This is a genomic window from Romboutsia sp. 1001713B170131_170501_G6, from assembly GCF_015668195.1.
Taxonomy (GTDB): Bacteria; Bacillota; Clostridia; order Peptostreptococcales; family Peptostreptococcaceae; genus Romboutsia_C.
In genome coordinates this window covers 145,525-170,114 of the sequence record NZ_JADPFC010000003.1, presented here as the reverse complement: position 1 = coordinate 170,114, position 24,590 = coordinate 145,525, and the positions used below count along the sequence as shown (strand labels likewise).

The window sequence follows — 24,590 nt, the reverse complement described above, 5'->3', positions numbered from 1 at the left end:
AAATGTTTGAATAAAAATTAATGGTGGATATGATTTTTGTGAATCACTTCCACCAATTAAATCCACGAAAAGGTATTGGATATTTAGCCAATATCTTTTTTTATGGAAAATAATATTACATTTATACTAGAACTAATAATATACACATTTACAAAATAATTAATGGAATATGCTATAATAGCTTTGTGTTAGACTAAAATGATTTTATTGATAAAATTATAAATAATACTTATGTTGTATAGGGGAGATGACATGAAGAATCGAATTTTAATTATAGAGGACGATAATGAAATATCTAATATGATTGCAGATTATCTTGGTAAAAATGGATATGAAACGCATATAGCTAAAGATGGAATAAAAGGGATTAAATATGCGATAGAAAAGGAACCTGACTTAATTATCTTAGATGTTATGTTGCCATATAAAAGTGGTGATGAGATTTTAAGAGAAGTGAGGGAATTTTCGGATATTCCAATAATAGTAGTATCAGCAAAAGAAAATATACAGTTTAAAGTTGATTTATTTAAAATAGGGGTGGATGATTATGTAGTCAAGCCATTTGATTTATCAGAACTTCTAGCAAGAATCGAAACAAATTTAAGACGCTACTTAAAACTTACAAGTCAACAAAAACTTTATAAATACAAAAACATAACACTAAACTATGATTTAAAGGAAGTCTTTGTTGATAACAATATTGTCAAACTTACATCTAAGGAGTTTGAGATTTTATACTTATTTATAAAGTATCCAAATAAAGTATTTTCTAAGAAAAATATATACGAAACAGTGTGGAAAGACTCATATGCATATGATGATGACACGATAAACACTCATATAAGTAATATAAGAAAGAAGATTGATAGTGAATTAATCGAAACTGTTTGGAAAATGGGATATAAGCTAAAGTGATTATTTTAGAATTTCTTTAGAATTTAGTTTAGAAATTCTTATATTTTAAAATATATCATATAAGGCAGAGGAGATGATAAATATGTCAGAGATAATTTGCCAAACAGTACACTTATCAAAAAAATATAAAGATAATACAGTACTTGATAACGTAAATATCAACATTAAAAGAGGGGACATTTATGGTCTTATAGGCGAAAATGGAGCAGGTAAGACTACATTAATAAAAATAATTGCTCAGTTAATAAACCAAACAGAAGGAAAAGTAAAGCTATTTGGAGCAACTGATAAAAATCAATTGTGCAAATTGCAAAAAAATATTGGATATACAATTGAAAATCCAGCACTGTATATGGACATGACAGCAAGACAAAACCTAGAAGTAATACGTATGCAAAAAGGAATACCTGGAACATACGATATTGAGAGGGTATTAAAACTTGTAAACCTAGATATTAATGATAAAAAGAAGGTAAAAAACTTTTCTCTAGGAATGAAACAAAGATTAGCATTAGCTATGGCATTGTTAGATGAGCCAGAATTATTAATTTTAGATGAGCCTTTAAATGGACTAGATCCTACAGGAATTTTAGAATTAAGGCAACTGTTAATAAAATTAAACTTAGAAAAGGGAATTACAATAGTTTTATCTAGTCATACTCTTAGTGAACTATACAAGTTATCAACATGTTATGGAATTATGCACAAAGGAAAGTTAATAGAAGAGATATCGTCTAAGGAATTAGATGAAAGATGTAAAAAGCATATATATCTAAATATTTCAGATAGTAAGATTGCATCTATTATTTTAGAGAAAGAACTAGGTATAAATGATTTTATTGTTTGTAACAACAATATTATAAAAATATATAGCCACCTTGATGAATGTTCAAAAATCAATTCAACTTTAATATTAAACAAAGTCTTAGTCGAAGAGATTAGTATTAAAGGAGATAGTTTAGAATCATATTTTACAAAAATAATTGGAGGTGGGGCTAATGTATAATATTTTAAAAGCAGAAATATATAAATTAAAATACAGTAAAGAACTTATAATATGTTTGATAGGACTATTAATACTAGCTATAATAAATACTTACTACGGGTCAGTAGAAGTTGGTGCGAAAGGTGCATTAGTCCATCCAAGTAGAGAAATAATTGGAATAATAGCTTGTAGTTTGTTTGCAGCTACATACGTAGGAAAAGATTTGGTATCAAAAACTATTAATCACACACTAACATCAGGACATGAGAGAAGTAAAGTTTTTTTTAGCAAGTATTTGTGTTATCTGATTGGTTGTGTGATTATTTTACTTGCAAACTATATATTTATAGGAAGTATATATGGGTTATTTTACGGATGGGGACAAGTATTTAATATCAGTGAGTTATATTTTTTAATTATATATGTAGTAATTGGTATATTTTTTAATATATGCATTTCTTCAGTTTCATTTTTTATTTGTATACTTGTAAAAAACTCAAGTGTATCAATTGCCTTATGTGGAGGAATTGTAGGATTGACATTAGCGCTAACTCAGCTACCTTGGGACGCTATTACTTATTATGTTGCAAATAAAGATTATTCTTTAGGAATGATGCCACTTATCTTTGCAATAAGTTTTGTATTAGGTACAGGTATTTTATATTTAATTTCCAATTATTGTTTTAACAAACAAGATATTTAATATGAAAGGATGGATTATGATATGATAACAATTTTATTAATTATAGGATTTACATATATCGTAATCCGTTTCATATCTATAAAAAAACAACTAAGAAAAATTAAGATTCAACTTAATAAAAAAGAACGGATAAATATAATATTAAATGATAAAGATGTAGAAAAAATAGCGGAATCTTTTAATATTGTTTTGCAAGAACAAAAACAACTAGAGATAAATATAAGAAACAGAGAAGAAAAGCTAAAACAATCTATTTCTAATATTTCACATGATTTAAGAACACCACTTACAGCTATTAGAGGGTATATTACACTTCTTGAAAATTGTACTGAAAAAGAAAGAAATATGTATATTGGTATTCTTTCTAAAAAATCAGAAGAACTAAATAATTTAATTAATAATTTTTATGAGCTTTCTATTTTTGATAATGATAGTTACCAAATAGATATAAAAGCTATTGATATAGTAGAAATAATTATGGAGACTGTTATTTCTAATTATGCCTTGATTAAAAATAAAGAAATAGAAATTGATAATAAACTTCCTTCTAAATCAATAGAAATCCAAGGTGGAGAAGTGGTTTGTTCAAGAATTATTCAAAACTTAGTTTCTAATGCAATAAAGTATTCAACGGGTTATATTTCTATTGAACTTAAAGAGTTTGACGAGTATGTTATTTTTAAGATTAGAAATAGTGTTTCGGATTTAACTCAAGATGATTTGAAATATTTATTTGATAGATTTTATACTGTAGATAAATCTCGAAATCGCAGTGGAAGTGGCTTGGGGCTATTTATTGTAAAAGTATTACTTGATAAGATTGATGGAGAAGTTTATGAAGTTAGTTTAAGTGATGACATATTAAGTATAAGTATTTTATTTAGGTATTTATAATGATAATTATATAAGTTATTTGATATTTATAAAGAATTATTGAATGATTTAATAATATGTATTATTATAAAAAATTATTTATATTATTGAAATTAACGAATACTCATATCTATTGAATATAAGTATTTTTAATATGTTTAAAAGTTACTAAAATTAAAATACAATATATAAAATTAGAAACATCGAATCGAATTATATTTTGCATTTTGGAAATAATAAAATAGATATTTATTAAGGAGGAAAACAAAATGCAAAGAGGCGATTTAAAATGTAATGCAACTGATTGTATGCATAACATAGATTATGATTGTAAGGCAGGTGCTATACATGTAAGTGGACTTGGTGCAGTATCGATTGAAGGGACTAGTTGTACAAGTTTTGTAGATAGAGATAGTACTAGTTTTGTAAATAGTCTAGCTGGAAGTCCTAATGAAAAAGAATCATTTTTTAATAGTTCTAATAGCAGTTTTGTAAATAGTACAGGTGATTCGATTACAAAACCATGTGATATAAAATGTGAGGCTCATAATTGTATATATAATGAAAATAAAGAATGTCATGCAGAATATGTTGAAATAGATGCAGACAATGCACATTGTGATTCTTTTAATTATGAAGAACATGTTTAATACCATAAAAAATACGTTTCTTAAAAATATTGATAGAAGTGGATTTTAATAATTGTTTAAATAAGTTTACCTTAAGAGATACATATATTGTAATGTTTTTAACTATATATAGATAAAATGATAATTTTATCATCCTTAGTTGTTTATATATATGATTTAATTAGAAAAAATAATAATTTAGAAAATAAATAGTTCTAGATTTTAATATATCACAAGCTAATATACATAAAATTCGAAAATAACTATATATAAATGATATTAATACTTATATAGTTATTTTTATAATATATTTATCAAGAATTATTGGATGAATTAATCGTAGGTATGATTGTGAAGAATCATTTCTATCAATTACATAATTTTTATCGTCAAACCAATTGGAATTGCTAGAGTTTATAATCTAGCAATTCCTTTTTTATTACATATAAATTAGAGAAATATAGGATTTATATAATAGTTAAATCAATAATTTATAATAAATAACAGTGAACTATATCACAAGTAAGAGAGTGTGGTTTGTGAAAATAGCTTATTGTAAAGGAATACTAAATAAAATTAAAATAAATACTGATGGTAAAAGATTTGTCACCTTAATATATTTGCAAGTATTTCTGCCCCTAAAGCTGTATTATTATACTTTTTATAAAAAAATCAAAGTGATGTAATGAAAAATCTTTGAGATTAGGGGTTTGACCATTGTTTTTAACTTTTATTATTACTTCAGATAAACTCAATACATGAACTAAAAATTAATAAATAGACACGTATATAAATTTAAGGATTGTGAATAATATATTACATAGTTATACTCCGTAATAGCTTAATGATGGGGCGATCGGATGTTAACCAATAGGTTAGAGGTTTAAGTCATCTTAACGGAGCCATTTTTATATTTTATTATAAAGTAGTATATAACAAGATATATTTACTATTTTTATCTATATTTTAAAATAAAAGATAAATTATATTGGGTACTATATTTGATTATTATAGTATTCAAAATAAAATTTTTATATATAACTAGTATGATTAATACAAATAAAATAAATATTTTGATAATAAAAAATATTCTAGTTACTACATATACGATTCAGAAGTAATATTAGCTTCGAATATAACAAGCTAGTTTATAAAGGAGAATAAAGGTTATGTTATTAATAAAAAATGGGAAAATAATAACCATGTCTGATAAAAATTATAATCGTGGATCTATTTTAATAAAAGATAAAAAGATTGTGGAAATTGGAGAAAATATTAATATAAATAGTAATAAGGACTGTAAGATAATTGATGCAGAAAATTGTTGGGTTATGCCAGGCATAATAGAAGCTCATTGCCATATTGGGATTCAAGAAGAAAGGAAAGGCTTTGAAGGCAATGACTGCAATGAAATAAATGAATCAATTACACCATATCTTAGGGCTTTAGATGGTATTAATGTTATGGATTCAGCTTTTCATAATGCTTTGACTTCTGGTATTACAGGCGTCATGGTAGGACCTGGAAGCTCAAATGTAGTAGGAGGACAGTTTGTTTTTATAAAAACTCATGGCAGAACGATAGATAACATGGCTGTCCTTGAACCAGCAGCAATGAAGGTGGCATTTGGAGAAAATATAAAAACAAATTATAATCAAAAAAATATGATGCCATCAACTCGTATGTCAATAGCTGCACTTTTACGTGAAGAATTATTTGAAGCTCAGAAATATAATCAAAACAAAAAAAATGCTATGAAAAATGGTGAAAGCTTTGATGAGGTATTTAGGAAAGAATGTTGGTTACCTGTAATTAACCGAGAGATTCCTTTAAAGGCACATGTACATAGAGCAGATGATATTTTAACAGCAATCCGTATAGCTAAAGAGTTTAATTTAAAATTAACTTTAGATCATTGTACAGAAGGACATTTAATTTCAGAAGAGATTAAGGCATCTGGATTTCCGGCAATAGTTGGACCTTCACTAGCAATAAGAAATAAGATAGAGACTCAAAATGCAGATTTTAAAACGGCTGGTATATTACACAAAGCTGGTGTGAAAGTAGCTATCACTACTGATCATCCAGTTACAAGAATACAAGATTTACCTATTTGTGCTGGATTTGCAGCAAGAGAAGGACTAGGAATAGAAGAGGGACTTAAAGCAATTACAATAAATGCGGCAGAAATATGTAATGTATCAGATAAAGTCGGAAGTATTGAAATAGGAAAAGATGCTGATATTGCAATTTTTGATGGGAATCCAATGGAGGTATTTACAAAAACAATGTATACCATAATTGATGGTGAAATAGTTTATGAAGCAAAAGATATAAATAATTAGCTATTAAAAATAAGAATGGTAGATAGTTTTATATAACAAGCTATCTGCTTTTTTATATGAATTATTAATAGTAGATGTTATATCAAATAAAAATTATATTAATTTTGACTAAGATTTTAAGTAAGAACTTGGGAAATTTATTTGATGAGTTTGAACTAGTTAAACTTTGTGGTAGAAAGGATTGGTTTGAATAATTTATTAAATAGAACAATAATTAAGATTTTCTTATAATTTTTATAATAAAGCGATAACAAAATCAATTTTATAATGACTTTGCTATCACTTTATTAATTACATAGAAGTTGCTCTACTAACTTTTATGTAATTTTTGTCCATCAAACTATCTATTGTTGTTTCTATTATTGTTGTTGTTATTATTATTGTCGTTATTGTTATTTCTATTATTGTTGTTGTTATTGTTGTTGTTGTTTTTATTATTGCAGTTATTGTTGTTGTTGTTATTATTGTTGTTGTTGTTTGACTTTATCATTAATATCACCTCCTCAGAACTATTATTTGCAGAAATGTATTGTAATATACATTCGCTAAAAATAGTTTTTTATTATTAGTGCGTAGAGTTGGTTTAATTAATTTGCATATAATATGGAAGTTAATTATCATATTACATGAAGAGAAGAAACTACATGAAAATGAGGACAGTATTAAGATAGTTTTCCTATTTATTATGAATTTCCAAAATACCAAATAGAAATAAAACTATGATATATGTTTATTCTGAAAGTGGAATTTTAGCGCTATGAAAATAGTGAGGCTGTATAATTTTTAGGAACTATTACTTTTATAAAAAATTATATGAATAATCGTAGTATTATACTTTCGATTTATCTTTAACATTAAACTCTACAAAAAACGTACTGGTTAAAAAATCAAAACGTTTTTCGTGATCAATAAACTAGATATGTTTTTAGTATTTTGCAAAATTGAATTGAAAATTTTGGATATTGGTAATTCATCCTATATACATAATACATTTACCTTTTGCCTAAATGGGTTTCATATTATGATTTTTTATAACCTTAACAGGACATTTTTTGTACAAATGCTACAACAAATACAATTATTTTTTAGATGGAACCTATCTGTTTTTCTCATTTCTTTATATCTTAGATAATACATATTAACTATAAATATAGGAACTTTATTATGATTATAATTAAAAATATTTTTATTGGGTTAGGGATTTTTTATTATAAAAAAATTTAAAATGTAACAAAAAATGATATGTAGAAATATAATAATATGAAACATATTGTATAAGGAGGTTGAGTATATGGAGCTAAAATGGATTATAGTTATTATAATTATACTTTCCTTACTATTATATAGATGGATAATACAAAGAAAACAAGCTATTAATAATGTGTTAGAAAGAAGTGATGAAGAAAAAATTAAAGATATTAATAATGCACTAGAGCTATATGGTTTTGTATATGATGAAACTAATGATATTATATGTTCAAATATGAATCCTTGGCAAAGAGGTGTAGGATATTGTAGGTTTTATGATGAAGCAGCACCTGCCTTAAATATGATTATTGATAGTGAACCTATTTATTTTGAATACGACAATAGAAGATGGCTTATTGAAATTTGGAAAGGTCAGTATGGAATGAATACTGGTGGTGAAATTGGTATATATGTAACCGAAATGGAAGATATTAATATACCAGGTATTTTTTCAGGACCTTTTTTCGAAGCAGTATCAGATGAAGAACTTTTAAATATGGATTTTAAGCTTAAAATAAGTGAAAAAGAATTATTTAAAAGACAAGATTACCATTGGTGGCTAACAGGTTTTGATGTAGGTGTATTTTCTAATCCTAATAACTTATCAATGGAAATTAGAATAATTTTCCCAAATTCAATTATGAAAGATGCATTTCTTGGTGGATTAAAAAGAGTGGGTTATAAAGAAGACGAAATTAAAATAATTAAGAATATAATTTATTTTAATTTTAATAAACCTAAATCAGATCAACCATATAATCGTTATAAATTGATAATCCCATTTATTCAATTTATGAATAAAACTTATTGTAAGATATACAATTCAATTACTAAAGATTTTGTACGTACAATAGATAAAATTGACTTTTTACGATTATACTATCCTAATTTATTTAAATTAATTGCAGGTAAAAACAGAATGAAAAAATTACAAAAATCTTATAAAGTAATTTCATCTTATATAAATGGGAATGAGATGAGAAGTAATGAGCACTTATAAACGCTTAGTCAAAGTCTATGAAAATTCTAAAGTTATTCCTTATGATTATTCTTCAAAACTTGTTATAATGAGTGATTGTCATAGAGGTAGCGGTAATTCAGGAGATAATTTTCTAAAAAATCAATATCTATTTTTAGCTGCACTTAATGATTACTATAAAAAAGGATTTACTTATATTGAATTAGGTGATGGAGATGAGCTTTGGGAAAATAGATGTATGGAACAAATCATTGAAGTACACAGTAGTACATTTGAATTATTATCTAAATTTTATGAGTCAAACAGAATGTATATGATTTATGGTAATCATGATATGCAAAAAAGTGATACAGAATTTTTAGAGTGCCATTATAAAGGATATTATTGCGGAATAAGAAAAAAGGTTTTTTCATTATTCAATTATATAAAAGCATATGAAGGAATAACTCTGGAAGATGAAGATAATAATCAACACAGAATATTTCTTGTACATGGTCATCAAGGAGATTTGATTAATGATAAACTATGGAAGCTAGGTAGATTTTTAGTTCGTTATATCTGGAGGTCGCTAGAGATATGGGGATTTAATGATCCTACAAGAGCAGCTAAGAATTATAAAAAGAAAAATAGAATAGAACGACAAATGATGATATGGTCAAAAGAGAATAACATAATGTTAATTACAGGTCATACTCATAGACCTAGTTTTGCTAACTTAGGTGAAGCTATGTATTTTAATTCAGGAAGTTGTATACATCCAACAGCCATTACAGCTATAGAGATTGAGTGTGGTTGTATTAGTTTAGTGAAGTGGAGTGTTATGACAAGAGAAGATAGCAGTATGTATGTAGGAAAAGAAATTTTACAAGGGCCAGTAAAATTAGAAGATTATTTTGCAAAAAGTATAAAATAGAAAGTTTTTAAGTATTTAAAAGCTGATTCCTATATTGATAAGGGGTCAGCTTTCTTAGTATTAGAGATATAACTTGATTTAGATTTCTGGTTTCAAATATACATTAAATAATAAATAAACGAGAAAATGTATTATGTAGAAATAATGAAGATATATATTAAAACATTATTTACTATGGAAAACTTGAAGTAATTAATATCTATGGATTGGATGCAATTAAAAATACAGATAAAAAGTATCAATTATTCACAGAAACAGTACATTGATAGGAGTTGATAAATTTAAAGTGACTAAGGCACTACTTTCAATTTTTATATTAAAAAAAGTATTATGATATAAGAATGGTAAATATAAAACATATAAGATATTAATATTTTAGTTAATGTTTTAAATAATCCTTTAATGATTGGACGCATAATCTATATAGATATCCAAATATAGTTTTTTTATTATACATATTTTTTAATTTTATCTATTTTTTATTGTTAGATTATAAGTAAATCGTATATATGGAATTTTTAAAGTAAATTATATAGCATAAATAAGAACCATTGTCTAATATTTACATATAATATATAGAACAATATTTATATCATAAAAAGGGGAATCAACAATGGACAGAAATTATTGGCAAGATTATTGGGAAAATTATTACAAGTTTATGGCTGTATATCTTAGAGAGTTACAAAATGCATATCCTGATGCAGATATTAAAAGTGAATACGTAGAAGTTGCTAACTTATTTGAACCTCCTATGTCTCTTGAGGATTATGAGGATTATGATGAATATGACGATGGTAATACCTATGCACAAATAGATAATAATCCGTTTTTTACATCACCTGGTGGTGGGCAATCTCCTACTCCTTTTATATCACCTGGTGGTGGGCAATTTACTATAAACAACTGTAGGAGAATGGCAGTAGTTAGAATCGTAATGAGGAGAGGTTTTACTCCTTCTAATTTCTTTATGCTAGTAGATAGAGCTGATAGAAGAAGTATTCAAGGATTTAGGATAGCTTGTGAAGCCGGTAGAATTAGATTTGTACCAATGGCTGTAGAATATAGAAATATTAACCTTATAGAATGTGCATTTTAGATTAATCTAATAAGAGGGTAAATTATAATTCTATAAAGCACATTGATAAACTTTATAAATATTTTTTATTTAACTATATTATTTTATAAATAAAAATAGTGAGAAACTAATAAAATAATCATAATCTAGGAAAAATTATCAAAGGCATCTTTACTTTCAATAAAGTAAAGGTGCCTTTTTATATAACATATTTTATACACTTATTTATATTAGATATGTGCACTTTAAGTGCTGCCATTATCTTAAAAAACAAAACGAAACAAAATATGAGGAAATGATGAAATACAAAATAAACACAGAGATAATACAGCTAAAAATGCTAACAAAAGGATACTCAATAACCAAACTAGCAAAATCAACATTATCAAGAGTAATGAATCAAATCGGAATAGCAAGATCAGAAACCATATATAAAAACTAAATGCACTAGAAATAGATATAAAAGACATAAGAATTTAAATCTACTAGAGGGGGATATCTATGCATAAACAAAAAACATATAAGATAAAAAATACAATAAGACAAGTAAATAGCAAAAACTGTTATATAGAATTTACATATCTAGACTCAAAGAATAAACCTCGAAAAATATGGGGTAACCTAGATGAACTATTAAAGTAAAATAATATAAATGTAGTCTACAATGACATAGTCAAAGATATTGATTAATAAAAAACAACTCAACAATGAAAATATGTTACATATTAAGTAGTGAAAATAAATTAAAAATGATAAATTTGGAAGTTATTAGAGTATAATTTAAAAGTATAGAATATAAACTGATATTAATTAAGTAAAGAAATTAGAAAGGTTGGAACAAGAATGATAAGAACAGTTGTAAAGGATATATCATTTTTAAAGCAAAAATCAGAACTTGCAACGAAAGAGGATGTAGAAGTTATTAATGATTTAATTGATACATTAAGGGCAAATTTAGATCATTGTGTAGGCATGGCAGCTAATATGATAGGAGTAAAAAAACGTATATTGGTATTTACTGTAGGCAATATTATAGTTCCTATGGTAAATCCAGTTATAATAAAAAAAGAGAAACCTTATGAAGCTGAAGAAAGTTGTTTATCTTTAGATGGTTTTAGAAAAACAACAAGATATGAAACAATAGAAGTAGAATATCTAGATGTAAATTTTAAAAAGCATAAACAAATATTTACAGGATTTACTGCACAGATTATTCAGCATGAAGTAGATCATTTCGAAGGGATAATAATCTAATAGATAATATTGTGGGTATTATTTCATCAATTCGTATCCAACAATTACAGAAGGATATAATCTTTAAAGTATTGAAATTACCACATTAATCTGTGTGGTAATTTTTAAAATTTTATTATTAATATAAAAGTAAAGGTTTTTATTGACATAAGTAGCGAGAATAGTTACTATAGTTTTGTACAAAACAAATTTTGTATGGAGGTGTTTCCATGAAAAATAAAAATAAGCTTAAACTAGGCCTTGATATTAGTAAAATCCACCATATAATTTCAAGGAAGATGGATGCTTCTGTAATTAGCGCAATTGATGATAATTTAACTGTATCACAAGCTTATGTAATAGATTTTATTTCTAATGAAGGTAAAGATAAAGAAATATTCCAAAAAGATTTAGAAAGAGAATTTGATTTAAAACGCTCATCTATTAGTTTAATGCTGAACAATATGGAAAAGAGTGATTTAATAGAAAGAGTACCTGTTACAGAGGATGCACGTCTAAAAAAAATAATTTTAACTCAAAAATCTATAAAACTTTATGAAAAAATTTCTACTGCAATCGATTCAATCGAGAATAAGTTATCAGAAAATATAACGCCAGAAGAAATAAAAGTATTTCAAAATGTACTTGATAAAATAAGAAATAGTCTAGAATAACCGTTTAGAATTTTAATAACGGTTATATTTATATAAATATTGTTTTGCACAAAACATAAATAAAAATAGGAGGATGATATATGTCAAAAGTATCTAACTTTACAGAAGGGAAGATATTCTCCCCTTTATTAAAATTTGCAATACCCATATTACTTGCATTATTTTTACAAACAATGTATGGAGCAGTTGATTTACTTATAGTAGGGCAATTTGGCCATGCAGCAGATGTGTCTGCCGTTTCAACGGGTAGTCAAGTAATGATGACTATAACTGTAATAATTACAGGATTAACTATGGGCCTTACCATATTAATAGGTCAAAAACTTGGAGAGGGAAAGTCAAAGGAAGCTGGAAATGTTGTGGGGAGTGGTATTTCAATATTTGCTATTATAGCTATAGTTATTACTATTTTAATTGTTAGCTTTGCTTCACCTATTTCAACTTTTATGCATGCTCCAAAAGAGGCTTTTGATAGCACGGTAATATATATAAAAGTTTGTGCTTCAGGTTCTGTTTTTATAGTTGCTTATAATATTATAGGAGGAGTATTTAGAGGATTAGGAGATTCAAAGACTCCCCTTATTACAGTAGGAATTGCATGCGTTACAAATATTATAGGAGATTTAATATTTGTTGGAATATTTAAAATGGCTGCTATGGGGGCAGCGCTAGCTACTATAATGGCTCAGGCGATTAGTGTTATACTATCTATAATAATTATAAAAAAGCGTGGACTTCCTTTTGAATTTTCTAGACAAAGTATAAAGTTTCACAAAGGTTTAACATCAAGGATAATTAAATACGGTACTCCAATAGCTTTACAAGATGGACTTGTACATTTATCTTTCCTTGTAATTATGATTATAGGTAATTCAATGGGGATAATTCCATCAGCAGGAATTGGTGTTGCAGAAAAACTTGTTGGATTTATAATGCTTATACCATCATCTTTTTCTCAAGCTGTATCTGCGTTTGTTGCACAAAACTATGGAGCTAAAAAATACTATAGAGCAAGAAAGGTTCTTATTTATGCCATTTCAGCCTCTTTATGTTGTGGGGTTGTAATGTTTTATATTACCTTCTTCCATGGAAACTTACTTGCAGGAATGTTCTCTAAGGATAAAGATGTAGTTTTAGCATCTTGGGAATACATGAAAGCATACGGAATAGACTGTCTTTTAACTGCAATTATGTTCTGTATGGTAGGTTATTTTAATGGATGTGGAAAAACAACTTTTGTAATGATACAAGGAATAATAGGTGCCTTTGGAGTAAGAATACCAGTATCATATATTATGAGTAAAATACTACCAGTATCATTATTTAAAGTAGGTCTTGCAACACCAATGTCTACATTTGTGCAAATTATATTATGTGTAATTTACTTTATAATTTTATCAAAGAAATTATCAAAAGAAGAGACACCAATAGATATAACTTATCAAGTACAAGAACAGTAAAATCTTTAATTTTAATAATCTAAATCTATCTAAAAAGCCTTATAACATCTGTTATAAGGCTTTTTTACGCTTAAGGAAATCATGATACTTTAAAAACTGTAGATAATTATTGAAGTTAAGTAATACCAATTAGTTTGTAGAGCGTAAAAAAGGCATTTTGAAGTGCTTCGCCGACACGTCGCTCAAGCAACGGACGAAGTCGTTTGAGCCACGTGTGGGCGAACTACTTGAGCGACATGAAGTGTAGCGCCCACGCAGTGGCTTGAGCGAAGCGAATTTTTTATTATGGATTTTATATAAGTTCTCAAAAAATATTTAATAATTATTTTTATTTGATTTTAAAATGTTATTGATATTGATTATTAATAATGATAGAATTGTTGTAGTAAATTAAATTAGGGGGAAAAGTTAGTGAGTAAAATTAAAAAGTTTATATATGTAACAGTAGGATTAATATCATTTGTGTTAGGCGCGATAGGCGTTGCACTTCCAATACTTCCGACTACTCCATTTTTATTATTAGCGTCATATTGTTTTGTTAGGGGCTCTGAAAAGTTTGATAGATGGCTTAAATCAACAAAAATTTACAAAAAACATTTAGAAAGCTTTGTAAATGAAAGAGCTATGACTATGAAACAAAAGATAGGTATATTATTATTCGCAGATATAATGCTAGCATTTCCAATTATAATATTAGATAGTTTACATATCAGGTTATTTTTAATAGCTTTAGCGTGTTTTAAATATTATTACTTTATGTTTAAAATAAAAACAATAAAACAAGATGATTTAAAAGTAAATTCTCAATAAAGATAAAAGCAGAAAGGAAAATATGAATGTTACATAGATTAGGATCAATGTTATTTTTATTAGCTATAATAACATATTTTTTTAAGTATTTAAAATTTATAAATAATAAACTAAGTCTAAAGTTACATATTTTAACTGGAAGTTTAGGATCATTAGCAATGATTGTATATTCAATAACAGATTATATTAAGGATAAGGAAGTTACAATATTACCAGTAGGTATAGCTAGTTTATTAATAATATTATCTGGGACTAATAAAGTCAGAAAAAAATATAAATGGTTACATCTAGTATCAGTTATAGGATTTGCAGTTGCACTTGCATATCATATAATCAACTAATATAAAGGAGGGAATATTATGGTAAATAAAAGATTACTTTCGCTTAGCAAAGAATCTAAAAAATATGTATATTTTACAGTTTTAATGAACTGGATATCAATAATTTGTAATATAGGAATAGTTTTATTTGTTGGAAATATAATAGACAAATTATATAATAATGATTTGAATTTTAATATGGTAGCTTATGTGGTTTATTTAGGTTCATTAATATTAATAAGATTTATATGCAATTATATGTCAGGAATATTTTCTTATAATTCTTCAGCAAAGGTAAGGGCATCAATAAGAGAAAGTATTTATAAAAAATTATTAAAATTAGGTGTAAATTATAATGACACAATATCAACATCATCAACTGTTCAAATAGCAGTAGATGGAGTTGAGGCACTTGAAATTTATTTTGGTAGATACTTACCTCAATTATTTTATAGTTTATTAGCACCACTTACATTATTTGCTGTTATAGCACCTATAAGCTTTAAGGCAGGAATAGTACTTTTAATATGTGTTCCATTGATACCAATATCAATAGCATCAGTTATGAAATTTGCTAAAAAACTTTTAAGTAAATATTGGGGCATATATACTAATTTAGGAGATTCATTCCTAGAAAATCTTCAAGGTCTTACCACTTTAAAGATATTTGATTTAGATAAAGAAAAAAATGATGAAATGAATAAAGAAGCAGAAACTTTTAGAAATATAACAATGAAAGTTTTATCAATGCAATTAAATTCTATAACAATAATGGACTTAATAGCATTTGGTGGGTCTGCCATAGGTATATTAATAGCTGTTAATGAATTTTATAAAGGGAATATTACCATAGGATCTACAGTAGTAATAATATTATTATCATCAGAGTTCTTTATTCCGATGAGACTTCTTGGGTCATTTTTCCATGTTGCTATGAATGGATTAGCTGCTGCTGATAAGATATTTGATTTACTTGATGCTAAGGTTGAAAAAGAAAAAGAGTTATCAGATAAGAATAAAGCAAAATTAAAAGATATTTCCATATCAATAAAAAATGTTGATTTTAGTTATGATAAAGAAAGAAAAGTCTTACATAATGTAAATATAGATATAGAAAATAAATCAATGGTTGCTTTAGTTGGAGAAAGTGGTTGTGGAAAAAGTACAATAACTAATTTACTTTTAAAGTTAAATAAAGTTGATAAAGGTGAAATTCTATTAAATGAAGTAAACTTAAATGATATACCATTTAATGAATTAAGAAAAAAGGTAAGTTTTATAAGTCATAGCTCGTATATCTTTAATTCTACGATAGAGGCAAATTTAAGAATGGGTAAAGAAGATGCAACCGAAGAAGAATTATATATGGCTTTAAAAATAGCAAATCTTTATGATTTCGTAATGGGACTTGATAAAAAGTTACAAACTCCAGTTGGGGAAAATGGATCGTTCTTATCAGGAGGGCAAAAGCAAAGATTAGCTTTAGCTAGAATGATACTTACGAATCCGGAAGTTTATATATTTGATGAAGCAACTTCAAATATTGACGTTGAAAGTGAAGATTCAATACTTGAAACGATATATGCTTTAGCAAAAGAGAAAACTGTAGTAGTTATATCACATAGATTAGCTAACATAAAAAATGCGGATAAGATATATGTGTTAGATAAAGGATGTATAGTTGAAAGTGGAAGTCATGAGAAGTTAATGAACAATAATTCAGTATATGCGAATTTATATACTAATCAAGAAAACTTAGAAAATATATATAAAGAAGATATAATTAGGGAGGTGGCTATAAGTGAATAATGAAAGAAAAAGATTGTCAGGTAGTAAAATAATGCTTAGACTTATAAAAATACTAAAGCCACTAGTACCTGTAATGATGATAACAATAAGTTTTGGTGTATTAGGATTTTTATCGGCTATAGCAATAACTACATTTGGGGCAGTTGCTATGGGAGATATTATAGGTCTTGATATGGGTTATACTTTTAAAAATGCAGCAAAAATAATAATAGTATGTGCAGTACTTAGAGGTATATTAAGATATATAGAACAATACTCAGGTCATTATATAGCATTTAAAATACTTGCTATACTAAGAGACAAGGTATATAAAGCTTTAAGAAAATTAGCACCAGCTAAACTTGAAAGTAAAGAAAAAGGAAATTTAATATCAGTTATAACTAGTGATATAGAATTACTTGAAGTATTTTATGCTCATACAATAGCACCTATAGTTATAGCTATAATTACATCATCAATAATAGCATTATTTTTATATAATATAAATCCATACTTTGGGATTATAGGATTAGTTTTTTATGTAATAGTAGGATACATAATACCAGTTTTATCTTCTAAATTAGGAAGTGAAGCAGGACTTGATTATAGAAATGAATTTGGGCAAGCTAATAGTTTTTTACTTGATTCATTAAGAGGTATAAAAGAAATATTATTATTTGGTCAAGGCGATAATAGACTAAATTCAATAAATAAAAATAGTGATAAATTAAATGAAAAAATGAAAGTTATAAAAAGTCATGAAGGTTTAATAAGAGCTTTAACTGATATAACTATAATGATAGCAATACTTATAACTCTTTACGTAGGTGTTGAATTATTTAAAGCTGATACTATAAATTTAGGTCAATTAATAGTTGCCTTAGTTTTACTTTCTAGTTCTTTTGGACCAACTGTAGCGTTAAGTAACCTATCAAATAACTTAATGCATACATTTGCTTGTGCACAAAGATTATTCGATATATTAGATGAAGTACCTGCTGTTGAAGAAGTTTCTGGAAATTGTAATTTAGAAATGAATAATACTAATATAAATAATTTAGAATTTAAGTATGCAGATAGAGATGAAGTATTACTTAAAGATGTCAATCTTAACATTAGAAAAGGGGATAAGGTTGCAATAATAGGAGAAAGTGGTTGCGGAAAGAGTACACTTTTAAAACTTATGATGAGATTCTGGGATGTAGAAAATGGAAGTATTGAAATAGACAATAAGAATATAAAAACTATTCCAACTAAAGCATTAAGAAAATCTCAATCATTAGTAAGTCAAGAAACATTCTTATTCAATGATACTATTATAAATAACTTAAAAATAGGTAAAAAAGATGCAACTATTGAAGAGGTAATAAGTGCTTGTAAAAAAGCTTCAGTACATGAGTTTATAGAAACTTTACCTAATGGATATGAAACTAATGTTGGAGAAATAGGTTCTAATCTTTCATCAGGTGAAAAGCAAAGATTAGGTATAGCAAGGGCATTTTTACATAATCCACAAGTTTTAATACTTGATGAGCCTACAAGTAATTTAGATACACTTAATGAGGCACAAATATTAAAAAGTATAAAAGAAGAATCAGATGATAAAACAATAATAATGGTATCACATAGAAAATCTAGTACATCAATATGTGATAAAAAGGTTTATGTAAAAAACAATACACTTAAATTCAACTAACACAAAAGGGCTATTTTAGCCCTTTTATATTATAGATAATTAGGAGGAAAGATTATGACTAGAATAGAAAAAGAGAAAAATATTATTAATCTTATGATAAATATATACTGCAATAAAAAGCATAGGCATGAAAAAGGATACTTATGTAATGAATGTAGTGAACTTTTAGAATATGCTAATAAAAGGTTGGATTTTTGTAAATTTGGCGAAGAAAAGAAGTTTTGTAGTAAATGTCCTATACATTGCTATAAAAAGGATATGAGGGCTAAGATTAAAGAAGTCATGAGGTTTTCAGGGCCTAGATTATTATTTCATGAGCCAATAGAAGTTATAAAACATATTTTTGAAAAATAATATAAATTAATGATACACTTAGAAAATTATCGTAAGCTTACATTCTTGATTATTTTTAAGCTTAGTTTAAGGTAGAGTTGTTATTATATCCTAAGAAAAAGAATATAAATAAAAATTCAAATTAAATAGAGATAATTTTCGGAGGATAGATTATGAACAAAAAACTATTAACAATGTTATGTGCACTTTCCTTAACAGTAAGTGTAACAGGATGCTCAGCAAAAACTAATCCAATAACATCTACAAATACAAACAAAACTACAGTAACCAACCAATCAATAGATTCAACAAAAAGCGAAGAATTAAAAGAAGTAGATACATATATAGAACTTGGAGATACCATAAACATAAAGGGAGAAGGAGCTAAGGTAGAAAATAATGTAGTAACAATAACTTCAGCAGGTACTTACAGCATAAGTGGGGAATTAAAAGACGGACAAATTGTAGTAAGTGCAGGTAAAGAAGATAAAGTTCAAATACAATTAAACAATGCAAATATAACAAGCTCAAATAGTGCACCTATATACGTAAAAAGTGCTAAAAGAGTAGTAATAGGGCTAATTGATGGAACTAAAAATACTATAACAGATGGAAAAAATTATGTATTTGAAGATACTACAACAGATGAACCAAATGCAGCAATCTTTAGCAAAGATGACCTTACTATAATAGGAACAGGTTCATTAGTAGTAAATGCAAATTACAATAATGGTATCACTAGTAAAGATGACTTAAAAATAGAAGGCGGACAAATAACAGTAAATGCAGTATCAGATGGACTAAGAGGTAAAGACTCTATTACAATTTTAAATGGTCAAATAACTATAGATGCAAAAGAAGATGGTATGAAATCTAGTAATACTGAAGATGCAGAAAAAGGATATATACACATTCAAGGTGGAACTTTAAACATTACAGCAGGACAGGATGGAATACAAGCTGAAACGAATGCAGTAATATCTAATGGAGAAATAAATATAGTATCAGGTGAAGGAAGTAAAAATAGTAGTAGTAAAAATGAAAACTGGGGTAACTGGGGAGGTAAGCAGCCAGCAGGAATGCAACCACCAGAGAAGAACAATACAACTACTACAGAAGAAATGGAATCTATTAGTGCAAAAGGGATAAAAGCAACTTCTAACATTACAATATCTGGAGGTAACATAAATATAGATTCATCTGATGACTCTATTCACTCAAATGATAACATAATAATCAATGGAGGTAATATCAAAGCATCTTCTGGAGATGATGGTATACATGCAGATTCTAAAATAGAAATAAACGATGGAGATATAGATATTACAAAATCATATGAAGGGATAGAAAGTCAGTCTATAACAATAAATAATGGGAATGTAAATGTAGTATCAAGTGATGATGGAATAAATGCTGGTGGAGGAAATGATGCTTCTTCAACTAGTGGTAGACCAGGAGAAAATAATTTTAATTCATCTAGCAAATGTGAAATAGTTATAAATGGCGGATATACAGTAGTAGATGCTAGAGGAGATGGTATAGATGCAAATGGCACAATAACAATAACAGGTGGTACAACAATAGTAAACGGTCCTGAAAATAATGGAAATGGTGCTCTAGATTATGATGGAAGTTGTGATATAAGTGGAGGAATATTAATAGCAGCAGGTAGTGCAGGTATGGCACAATCACCTAGCTCCATTTCCTCTCAAAACTCAGTAAACGCAGCCTTATCATCACAACAAGCTAACACAATAATTCATATAGAAGATGAAAAAGGAAATGAAGTAATTACTTTTGCACCATCAAAACAATATCAGTCAATAATAGTATCATCACCTAAATTGAAAACAGGTTCAACATATACCGTATCTTATGGAGGAACTTCAACTGGAGAAGCTAAAAATGGATTATACACTGGTGGTAAATACACAGGAGGAACAGAATCTACGAGTTTTACAGTATCAGAAAGTGTAACTAATCTAGGAACATCAGGAGGAGGCTCTATGGGAGGTCCTGGTGGGGGACATATGGGAGGTGGAAAAGGTGGCATTAGACCAGATAAAAATGGTAACATGAAACAACCACCAACACAAAATAGCATGGAAAATAATATTCAAACACAATAACAAGCACTTAAAAAAGAGGAGCAGTAGCACCTCTTTTTTAAGTGCTTGTTATTTTATTAAAGAGGAAGCTCTACTATAAAAGTAGTATCTTCTCCTACGTTACTTTTAGCATATATTTTACCTTTATGTTGAGTTACTATAGACTTAGCAATAGATAATCCTAATCCATAACCTCCAGTTTCTCTTACCCTGGAAGTATCAACTCTGTAGAATCTTTCAAAAATTTTCTCTATATGTTCAGGTTTTATGCCTTCACCAGTATTTTTAACTACTAGCTTAACTTTATTTTTATCTTTAAACAAATCAACAGTAATTTTACCACTGTTATTACTGTGCTTTATAGCATTGTCCATTAATATATTGAATAATTTTTTTATACTCTCAGAATCTCCATTAATAAAGATATCCTTTGAGATATTTTCTTCTAATTCAATGCCATTTTCATAGATAATAGCATCAAATCCAAGCATCATACTTTGGACTACCTTACTCATATTAATAGATTGAAGTTCAATTTTATTTTCTTCAACATCTATCTTAGCAAGTGATAACATTTCATTAACTAACTCAGACATTCTGTCACATTGAGCGCTAATGTAGTTAATCCATTTAGACTGATTTTTTACAATATCATTTGGATTACTTAGTACTAATGAAGTATTGGTCTTTATAATGGTAAGAGGGGTTTTTAACTCATGAGAAGCATCAGCAATAAACTGTTTTTGCTTTTCAAAAGTTTCTTTTATAGGTTTTAGAGCCTTGTTAGTTAAATAAAAACTAATAAATAGTAAAGCTATTAAACTTATACAGCCAACTAATAAGAAACTGTTTAAAAGCTGAGTTAATGTATTTTGCAGATAAGTTCTATTTAGTAAAACAATTTTACTGCCCATAGGAGTAGCTTCTTTTTTATAAGAATATTTAGTATCACCTATTTCTATTTTGCCAGATCTACTTTTATTGTTTAGTATTTGTACTACAGATTCCTTTAGATTATTGTTATCAATTTTAGTATTAAAACGAGTAAAAGTATTTAATATATTTTTGTCCTTATCATACTCTGCAATTATATAGTCATAATAAGGTTTAGGTTTATGACCACCCCTTAATAAAACTTCCATTTCACCATTCATTTCATTAACTATATTAGTATAAGTTATGGCAAAAATAGTTCCAAAAATAGCTACAAAAACTGTAGTAAGCAATGTCATATTAATAAGTACAAATTTTTTCTTTAGCTTATCAAACATTTTGATCCTCCAGTTTGTAGCCAACTCTTCTTAAGGTAGTAATTTGAACATTTGATTCTACATAGGCTAATTTTTTTCTGAGAAAGGAAATATACACTTCAATATTATTGTGCTCTACATCAGAATCAAATCCCCATAGTTTAGTGATTAAATCATCCTTAGTTACTATAGATGTAGGTCTTTCCATAAAGTATTTTAGTATATCAAACTCCTTAGAAGTTAGAGTAAGAGAAGTGCCATTGACTTCCATATTATAAGTAGAAATATTCAATTTAATATCTCCAAATTCTAATATATTGTTATTTACCATAGGACCTTTTCTTCTAGTTATAGCTCTTAGCCTAGCTAACAGTTCTTCAGTAGAAAAAGGCTTAGGTAAATAATCATCAGCACCATAATCAAGCCCTAAAATTCTATCTTCAACACTACCTTTAGCAGTAAGGAGAATAGTAGGAGTGGAAATACCTTTTTTTCTTAAGTTTTTTAATATATCTAGACCATTCATTTTAGGTAGCATTATATCTAGAATAATTGCATCATAAACATCTGTTAAACCATAATCAAGTCCATCCTCACCATCAAATACGGCATCAACAGAGTAATTATTTTTAATTAAAATCTGAGTTAAAGCTTCGGAAAGTTGTTTTTCATCTTCTACTAATAATAATTTCATAAAAATATACCTCTTTATATATTGTCTAATAATATATTACCAAATAATTACACATTTATTATCTAAATTTAAAATTATAAAATAAATCCCCTTAAAGTTACTTTAAGGGGTTAATTAATATTAACTGTAAGCATTATTCTCAAATCCAGCTAACGTTAAGACTATATTTAAATTTCCATTTCTACATCTTAATTCATCGATGAATTTCTTTTGATTTACATCAGGTTTTAATTGAACTTTGTAATTTAATTCAAATAATGCACCGAAATCTCTAGTCCTGATTCTTTCTATATAAAATGAGTCAGTGTATTTGTTTAATATATCTTCAAAAGCATCTTCATAGTTTAAATCTTCAGGAATAGTAATTTTAAGTTGCATATTTTTAGTTTTAGGTACAGAAAACTTAGTAAATTCAAGTATTGCCATAACCGCACATAATATAGTAGTAAATATTACAGCATATCCAATGTATCCCATACCACAAGTAAGACCAACAGCCAAAGTAAAGAATATGTAAGCTATATCCTTAGGATCACCAGGAGCACTTCTAAAACGAATTATTGAAAATGCACCAGCTAAACTAAATGCTCTAGCTATGTTGTTTCCTACTAATAGAATTATTATAGCTATAACCACAGGTAGCATAATAAGAGTAGTAGTAAAACTTGAGCTATAAGTGTTTTTGTTTGTCTTCATATATATAACACTAATTAAAAGTCCTAAAACAATTGATGATATTATTACAATAAACGCATTTATCAGAGTAAATGACTCTCCACTTGTTGATGAAATTATTGTTTCTAACATACTTTTTCTCTCCCTTTTATATCTATATTTGAATTGTTTAAGCAGTAATTCATAAATTCACTCCCGTACTTTGAAAAATGAGTGTTGTAAATTTCTAGTTCAGTAAGTATTTTAGTAAACCATAAAGGCATAGCGCCTAGGATTTTTACTTCCATTAAATACCTATTTTCACCCAAAATATCTTGTCCAAAACTTCCAGACTCTAAAGCTAAATCATCTCGTCTAGTAATGATTTGAGAATCGAAAGTTAATCTAAAATCTCTATCATCATTAGCAAAAAATGCCTTTCTAGAGTAGCTAATATATACTTTTGGATAGACTTTATTTTTTTCTAGATAATACTTTATCTCATTAATAACTTGTTTATTTATATAATCATTAGAAGTAGGTTCTATGCCTTGGTTTAAAAACTTATATGCTTCATCTAATGTAATAACAACCCTTCTTTTATTAACAATACCGTTGATTTTCTTTTTAAGTTCTAAGAAGACATAATCATCAAGACTATTAGGTACAGTATAACTTCTAAGTCTTAGCTTTTCTTTATAATAAGGTTTAGCAATAGAATGTCTAATAACATCGTTGTTATATGTATCGTAATATATATTGTAGATAGAGTAGTTCTTACCAGATTTACAATGTTCATCTGGATTCATATACTCTAGTAATCTTGGTGTTAGTGCATCATACTGTTTTTGAGTTAAAATAAACTTCTTTTCATAACGTTTAAATGACTTAATCGCCATCAA

25 protein-coding genes are annotated in these 24,590 nt (G+C 27.1%); 20 read left to right on the top strand and 5 right to left on the bottom strand.

Translation table 11 applies throughout. The features are described from left to right. Positions 1 to 252: 252 nt before the first annotated feature. The 6 genes from I4U89_RS09475 (at position 253) to I4U89_RS09450 (ending at position 6,450) form a co-directional block, all read left to right on the top strand. A complete protein-coding gene (locus I4U89_RS09475) occupies positions 253 to 915 on the top strand; it encodes a response regulator transcription factor (RefSeq protein ID WP_195940139.1) in 663 nt (220 codons plus the stop codon). A gap of 82 nt (positions 916 to 997) precedes the next feature. Continuing rightward, entirely contained in the window at positions 998 to 1,921 is a 924-nt protein-coding gene (locus tag I4U89_RS09470; protein WP_195940138.1) for an ATP-binding cassette domain-containing protein, read from the top strand. Next, a complete protein-coding gene (locus tag I4U89_RS09465) occupies positions 1,914 to 2,603 on the top strand; it encodes an ABC transporter permease subunit (RefSeq protein ID WP_195940137.1) in 690 nt (229 codons plus the stop codon). The genes I4U89_RS09470 and I4U89_RS09465 overlap by 8 nt, the downstream gene beginning before the upstream one ends. A 21-nt stretch (positions 2,604 to 2,624) precedes the next feature. After that, entirely contained in the window at positions 2,625 to 3,497 is an 873-nt protein-coding gene (locus I4U89_RS09460; protein ID WP_195940136.1) for a sensor histidine kinase, read from the top strand. Between the two features lie 248 nt (positions 3,498 to 3,745). Further along, the gene (locus I4U89_RS09455) at positions 3,746 to 4,126 is read left to right on the top strand and encodes a DUF1540 domain-containing protein (RefSeq protein WP_195940135.1); all 381 of its coding nucleotides are present in this window, start codon (positions 3,746 to 3,748) and stop codon (positions 4,124 to 4,126) included. A 1,181-nt stretch (positions 4,127 to 5,307) separates the two neighbouring features. Then, complete coding sequence (locus I4U89_RS09450) at positions 5,308 to 6,450, top strand: amidohydrolase (protein WP_330615551.1); 1,143 nt, start codon at positions 5,308 to 5,310, stop codon at positions 6,448 to 6,450. A 340-nt stretch (positions 6,451 to 6,790) separates the two neighbouring features. Here the strand turns inward: I4U89_RS09450 and I4U89_RS09445 are convergent, their stop codons facing one another. Then, positions 6,791 to 6,940, bottom strand: a complete 150-nt coding sequence (locus I4U89_RS09445) for a hypothetical protein (RefSeq protein WP_195940133.1) — start codon at positions 6,938 to 6,940, stop codon at positions 6,791 to 6,793. An 801-nt stretch (positions 6,941 to 7,741) separates the two neighbouring features. Between I4U89_RS09445 and I4U89_RS09440 the strand changes: the two genes are divergently transcribed. From I4U89_RS09440 to I4U89_RS09375, 14 genes are all read left to right on the top strand, one after another. Next, positions 7,742 to 8,698 carry a DUF4474 domain-containing protein gene (locus I4U89_RS09440; RefSeq protein ID WP_195940132.1) on the top strand — a complete coding sequence of 319 codons (957 nt, stop codon included), beginning with the start codon at positions 7,742 to 7,744 and terminating at the stop codon, positions 8,696 to 8,698. Next, the gene (locus I4U89_RS09435) at positions 8,685 to 9,590 is read left to right on the top strand and encodes a metallophosphoesterase (protein WP_195940131.1); all 906 of its coding nucleotides are present in this window, start codon (positions 8,685 to 8,687) and stop codon (positions 9,588 to 9,590) included. Before I4U89_RS09440 ends, I4U89_RS09435 begins: the two co-directional genes overlap by 14 nt. A 613-nt stretch (positions 9,591 to 10,203) precedes the next feature. Then, on the top strand, positions 10,204 to 10,689 hold the full coding sequence (locus tag I4U89_RS09430; RefSeq protein WP_195940130.1) for a hypothetical protein: 486 nt from the start codon (positions 10,204 to 10,206) through the stop codon (positions 10,687 to 10,689). Positions 10,690 to 10,963: 274 nt separating this feature from the next. After that, positions 10,964 to 11,110: a hypothetical protein gene (locus I4U89_RS09425; protein WP_195940129.1), complete on the top strand. Its 147-nt coding sequence runs from the start codon at positions 10,964 to 10,966 to the stop codon at positions 11,108 to 11,110. A 59-nt stretch (positions 11,111 to 11,169) separates the two neighbouring features. Then, entirely contained in the window at positions 11,170 to 11,310 is a 141-nt protein-coding gene (locus tag I4U89_RS09420; protein ID WP_195940128.1) for a hypothetical protein, read from the top strand. Positions 11,311 to 11,490: 180 nt separating this feature from the next. Beyond that, complete coding sequence (locus I4U89_RS09415) at positions 11,491 to 11,922, top strand: peptide deformylase (RefSeq protein WP_330615555.1); 432 nt, start codon at positions 11,491 to 11,493, stop codon at positions 11,920 to 11,922. A gap of 209 nt (positions 11,923 to 12,131) precedes the next feature. Continuing rightward, complete coding sequence (locus tag I4U89_RS09410) at positions 12,132 to 12,575, top strand: MarR family winged helix-turn-helix transcriptional regulator (RefSeq protein ID WP_195940126.1); 444 nt, start codon at positions 12,132 to 12,134, stop codon at positions 12,573 to 12,575. 80 nt (positions 12,576 to 12,655) lie between these two features. Then, positions 12,656 to 14,035 carry an MATE family efflux transporter gene (locus I4U89_RS09405; protein ID WP_195940125.1) on the top strand — a complete coding sequence of 460 codons (1,380 nt, stop codon included), beginning with the start codon at positions 12,656 to 12,658 and terminating at the stop codon, positions 14,033 to 14,035. Between the two features lie 411 nt (positions 14,036 to 14,446). Then, entirely contained in the window at positions 14,447 to 14,845 is a 399-nt protein-coding gene (locus I4U89_RS09400) for a YbaN family protein (protein WP_092922693.1), read from the top strand. Positions 14,846 to 14,871: 26 nt separating this feature from the next. Continuing rightward, positions 14,872 to 15,186 carry a hypothetical protein gene (locus tag I4U89_RS09395; RefSeq protein ID WP_195940124.1) on the top strand — a complete coding sequence of 105 codons (315 nt, stop codon included), beginning with the start codon at positions 14,872 to 14,874 and terminating at the stop codon, positions 15,184 to 15,186. 18 nt (positions 15,187 to 15,204) lie between these two features. Beyond that, positions 15,205 to 16,974: an ABC transporter ATP-binding protein/permease gene (locus I4U89_RS09390; RefSeq protein ID WP_207744162.1), complete on the top strand. Its 1,770-nt coding sequence runs from the start codon at positions 15,205 to 15,207 to the stop codon at positions 16,972 to 16,974. After that, complete coding sequence (locus tag I4U89_RS09385) at positions 16,967 to 18,649, top strand: amino acid ABC transporter ATP-binding/permease protein (protein WP_330615550.1); 1,683 nt, start codon at positions 16,967 to 16,969, stop codon at positions 18,647 to 18,649. Before I4U89_RS09390 ends, I4U89_RS09385 begins: the two co-directional genes overlap by 8 nt. 54 nt (positions 18,650 to 18,703) lie before the next feature. Next, complete coding sequence (locus I4U89_RS09380) at positions 18,704 to 19,003, top strand: nitrous oxide-stimulated promoter family protein (RefSeq protein WP_195940123.1); 300 nt, start codon at positions 18,704 to 18,706, stop codon at positions 19,001 to 19,003. Between the two features lie 152 nt (positions 19,004 to 19,155). Beyond that, on the top strand, positions 19,156 to 21,111 hold the full coding sequence (locus tag I4U89_RS09375; protein ID WP_195940122.1) for a carbohydrate-binding domain-containing protein: 1,956 nt from the start codon (positions 19,156 to 19,158) through the stop codon (positions 21,109 to 21,111). A 56-nt stretch (positions 21,112 to 21,167) separates the two neighbouring features. Here I4U89_RS09375 and I4U89_RS09370 read toward each other — a convergent pair whose 3' ends face one another. From I4U89_RS09370 to I4U89_RS09355, 4 genes are all read right to left on the bottom strand, one after another. Beyond that, positions 21,168 to 22,361 (bottom strand): sensor histidine kinase, encoded by a 1,194-nt coding sequence (locus tag I4U89_RS09370; RefSeq protein ID WP_195940121.1) that lies wholly within the window; start codon positions 22,359 to 22,361, stop codon positions 21,168 to 21,170. After that, the gene (locus tag I4U89_RS09365) at positions 22,354 to 23,034 is read right to left on the bottom strand and encodes a response regulator transcription factor (protein ID WP_195940120.1); all 681 of its coding nucleotides are present in this window, start codon (positions 23,032 to 23,034) and stop codon (positions 22,354 to 22,356) included. Before I4U89_RS09365 ends, I4U89_RS09370 begins: the two co-directional genes overlap by 8 nt. Positions 23,035 to 23,154: 120 nt before the next feature. Beyond that, complete coding sequence (locus I4U89_RS09360) at positions 23,155 to 23,841, bottom strand: DUF4956 domain-containing protein (protein ID WP_195940119.1); 687 nt, start codon at positions 23,839 to 23,841, stop codon at positions 23,155 to 23,157. Next, positions 23,835 to 24,587: a polyphosphate polymerase domain-containing protein gene (locus I4U89_RS09355; RefSeq protein ID WP_195940118.1), complete on the bottom strand. Its 753-nt coding sequence runs from the start codon at positions 24,585 to 24,587 to the stop codon at positions 23,835 to 23,837. The genes I4U89_RS09360 and I4U89_RS09355 overlap by 7 nt, the downstream gene beginning before the upstream one ends. Positions 24,588 to 24,590 lie beyond the last annotated feature (3 nt).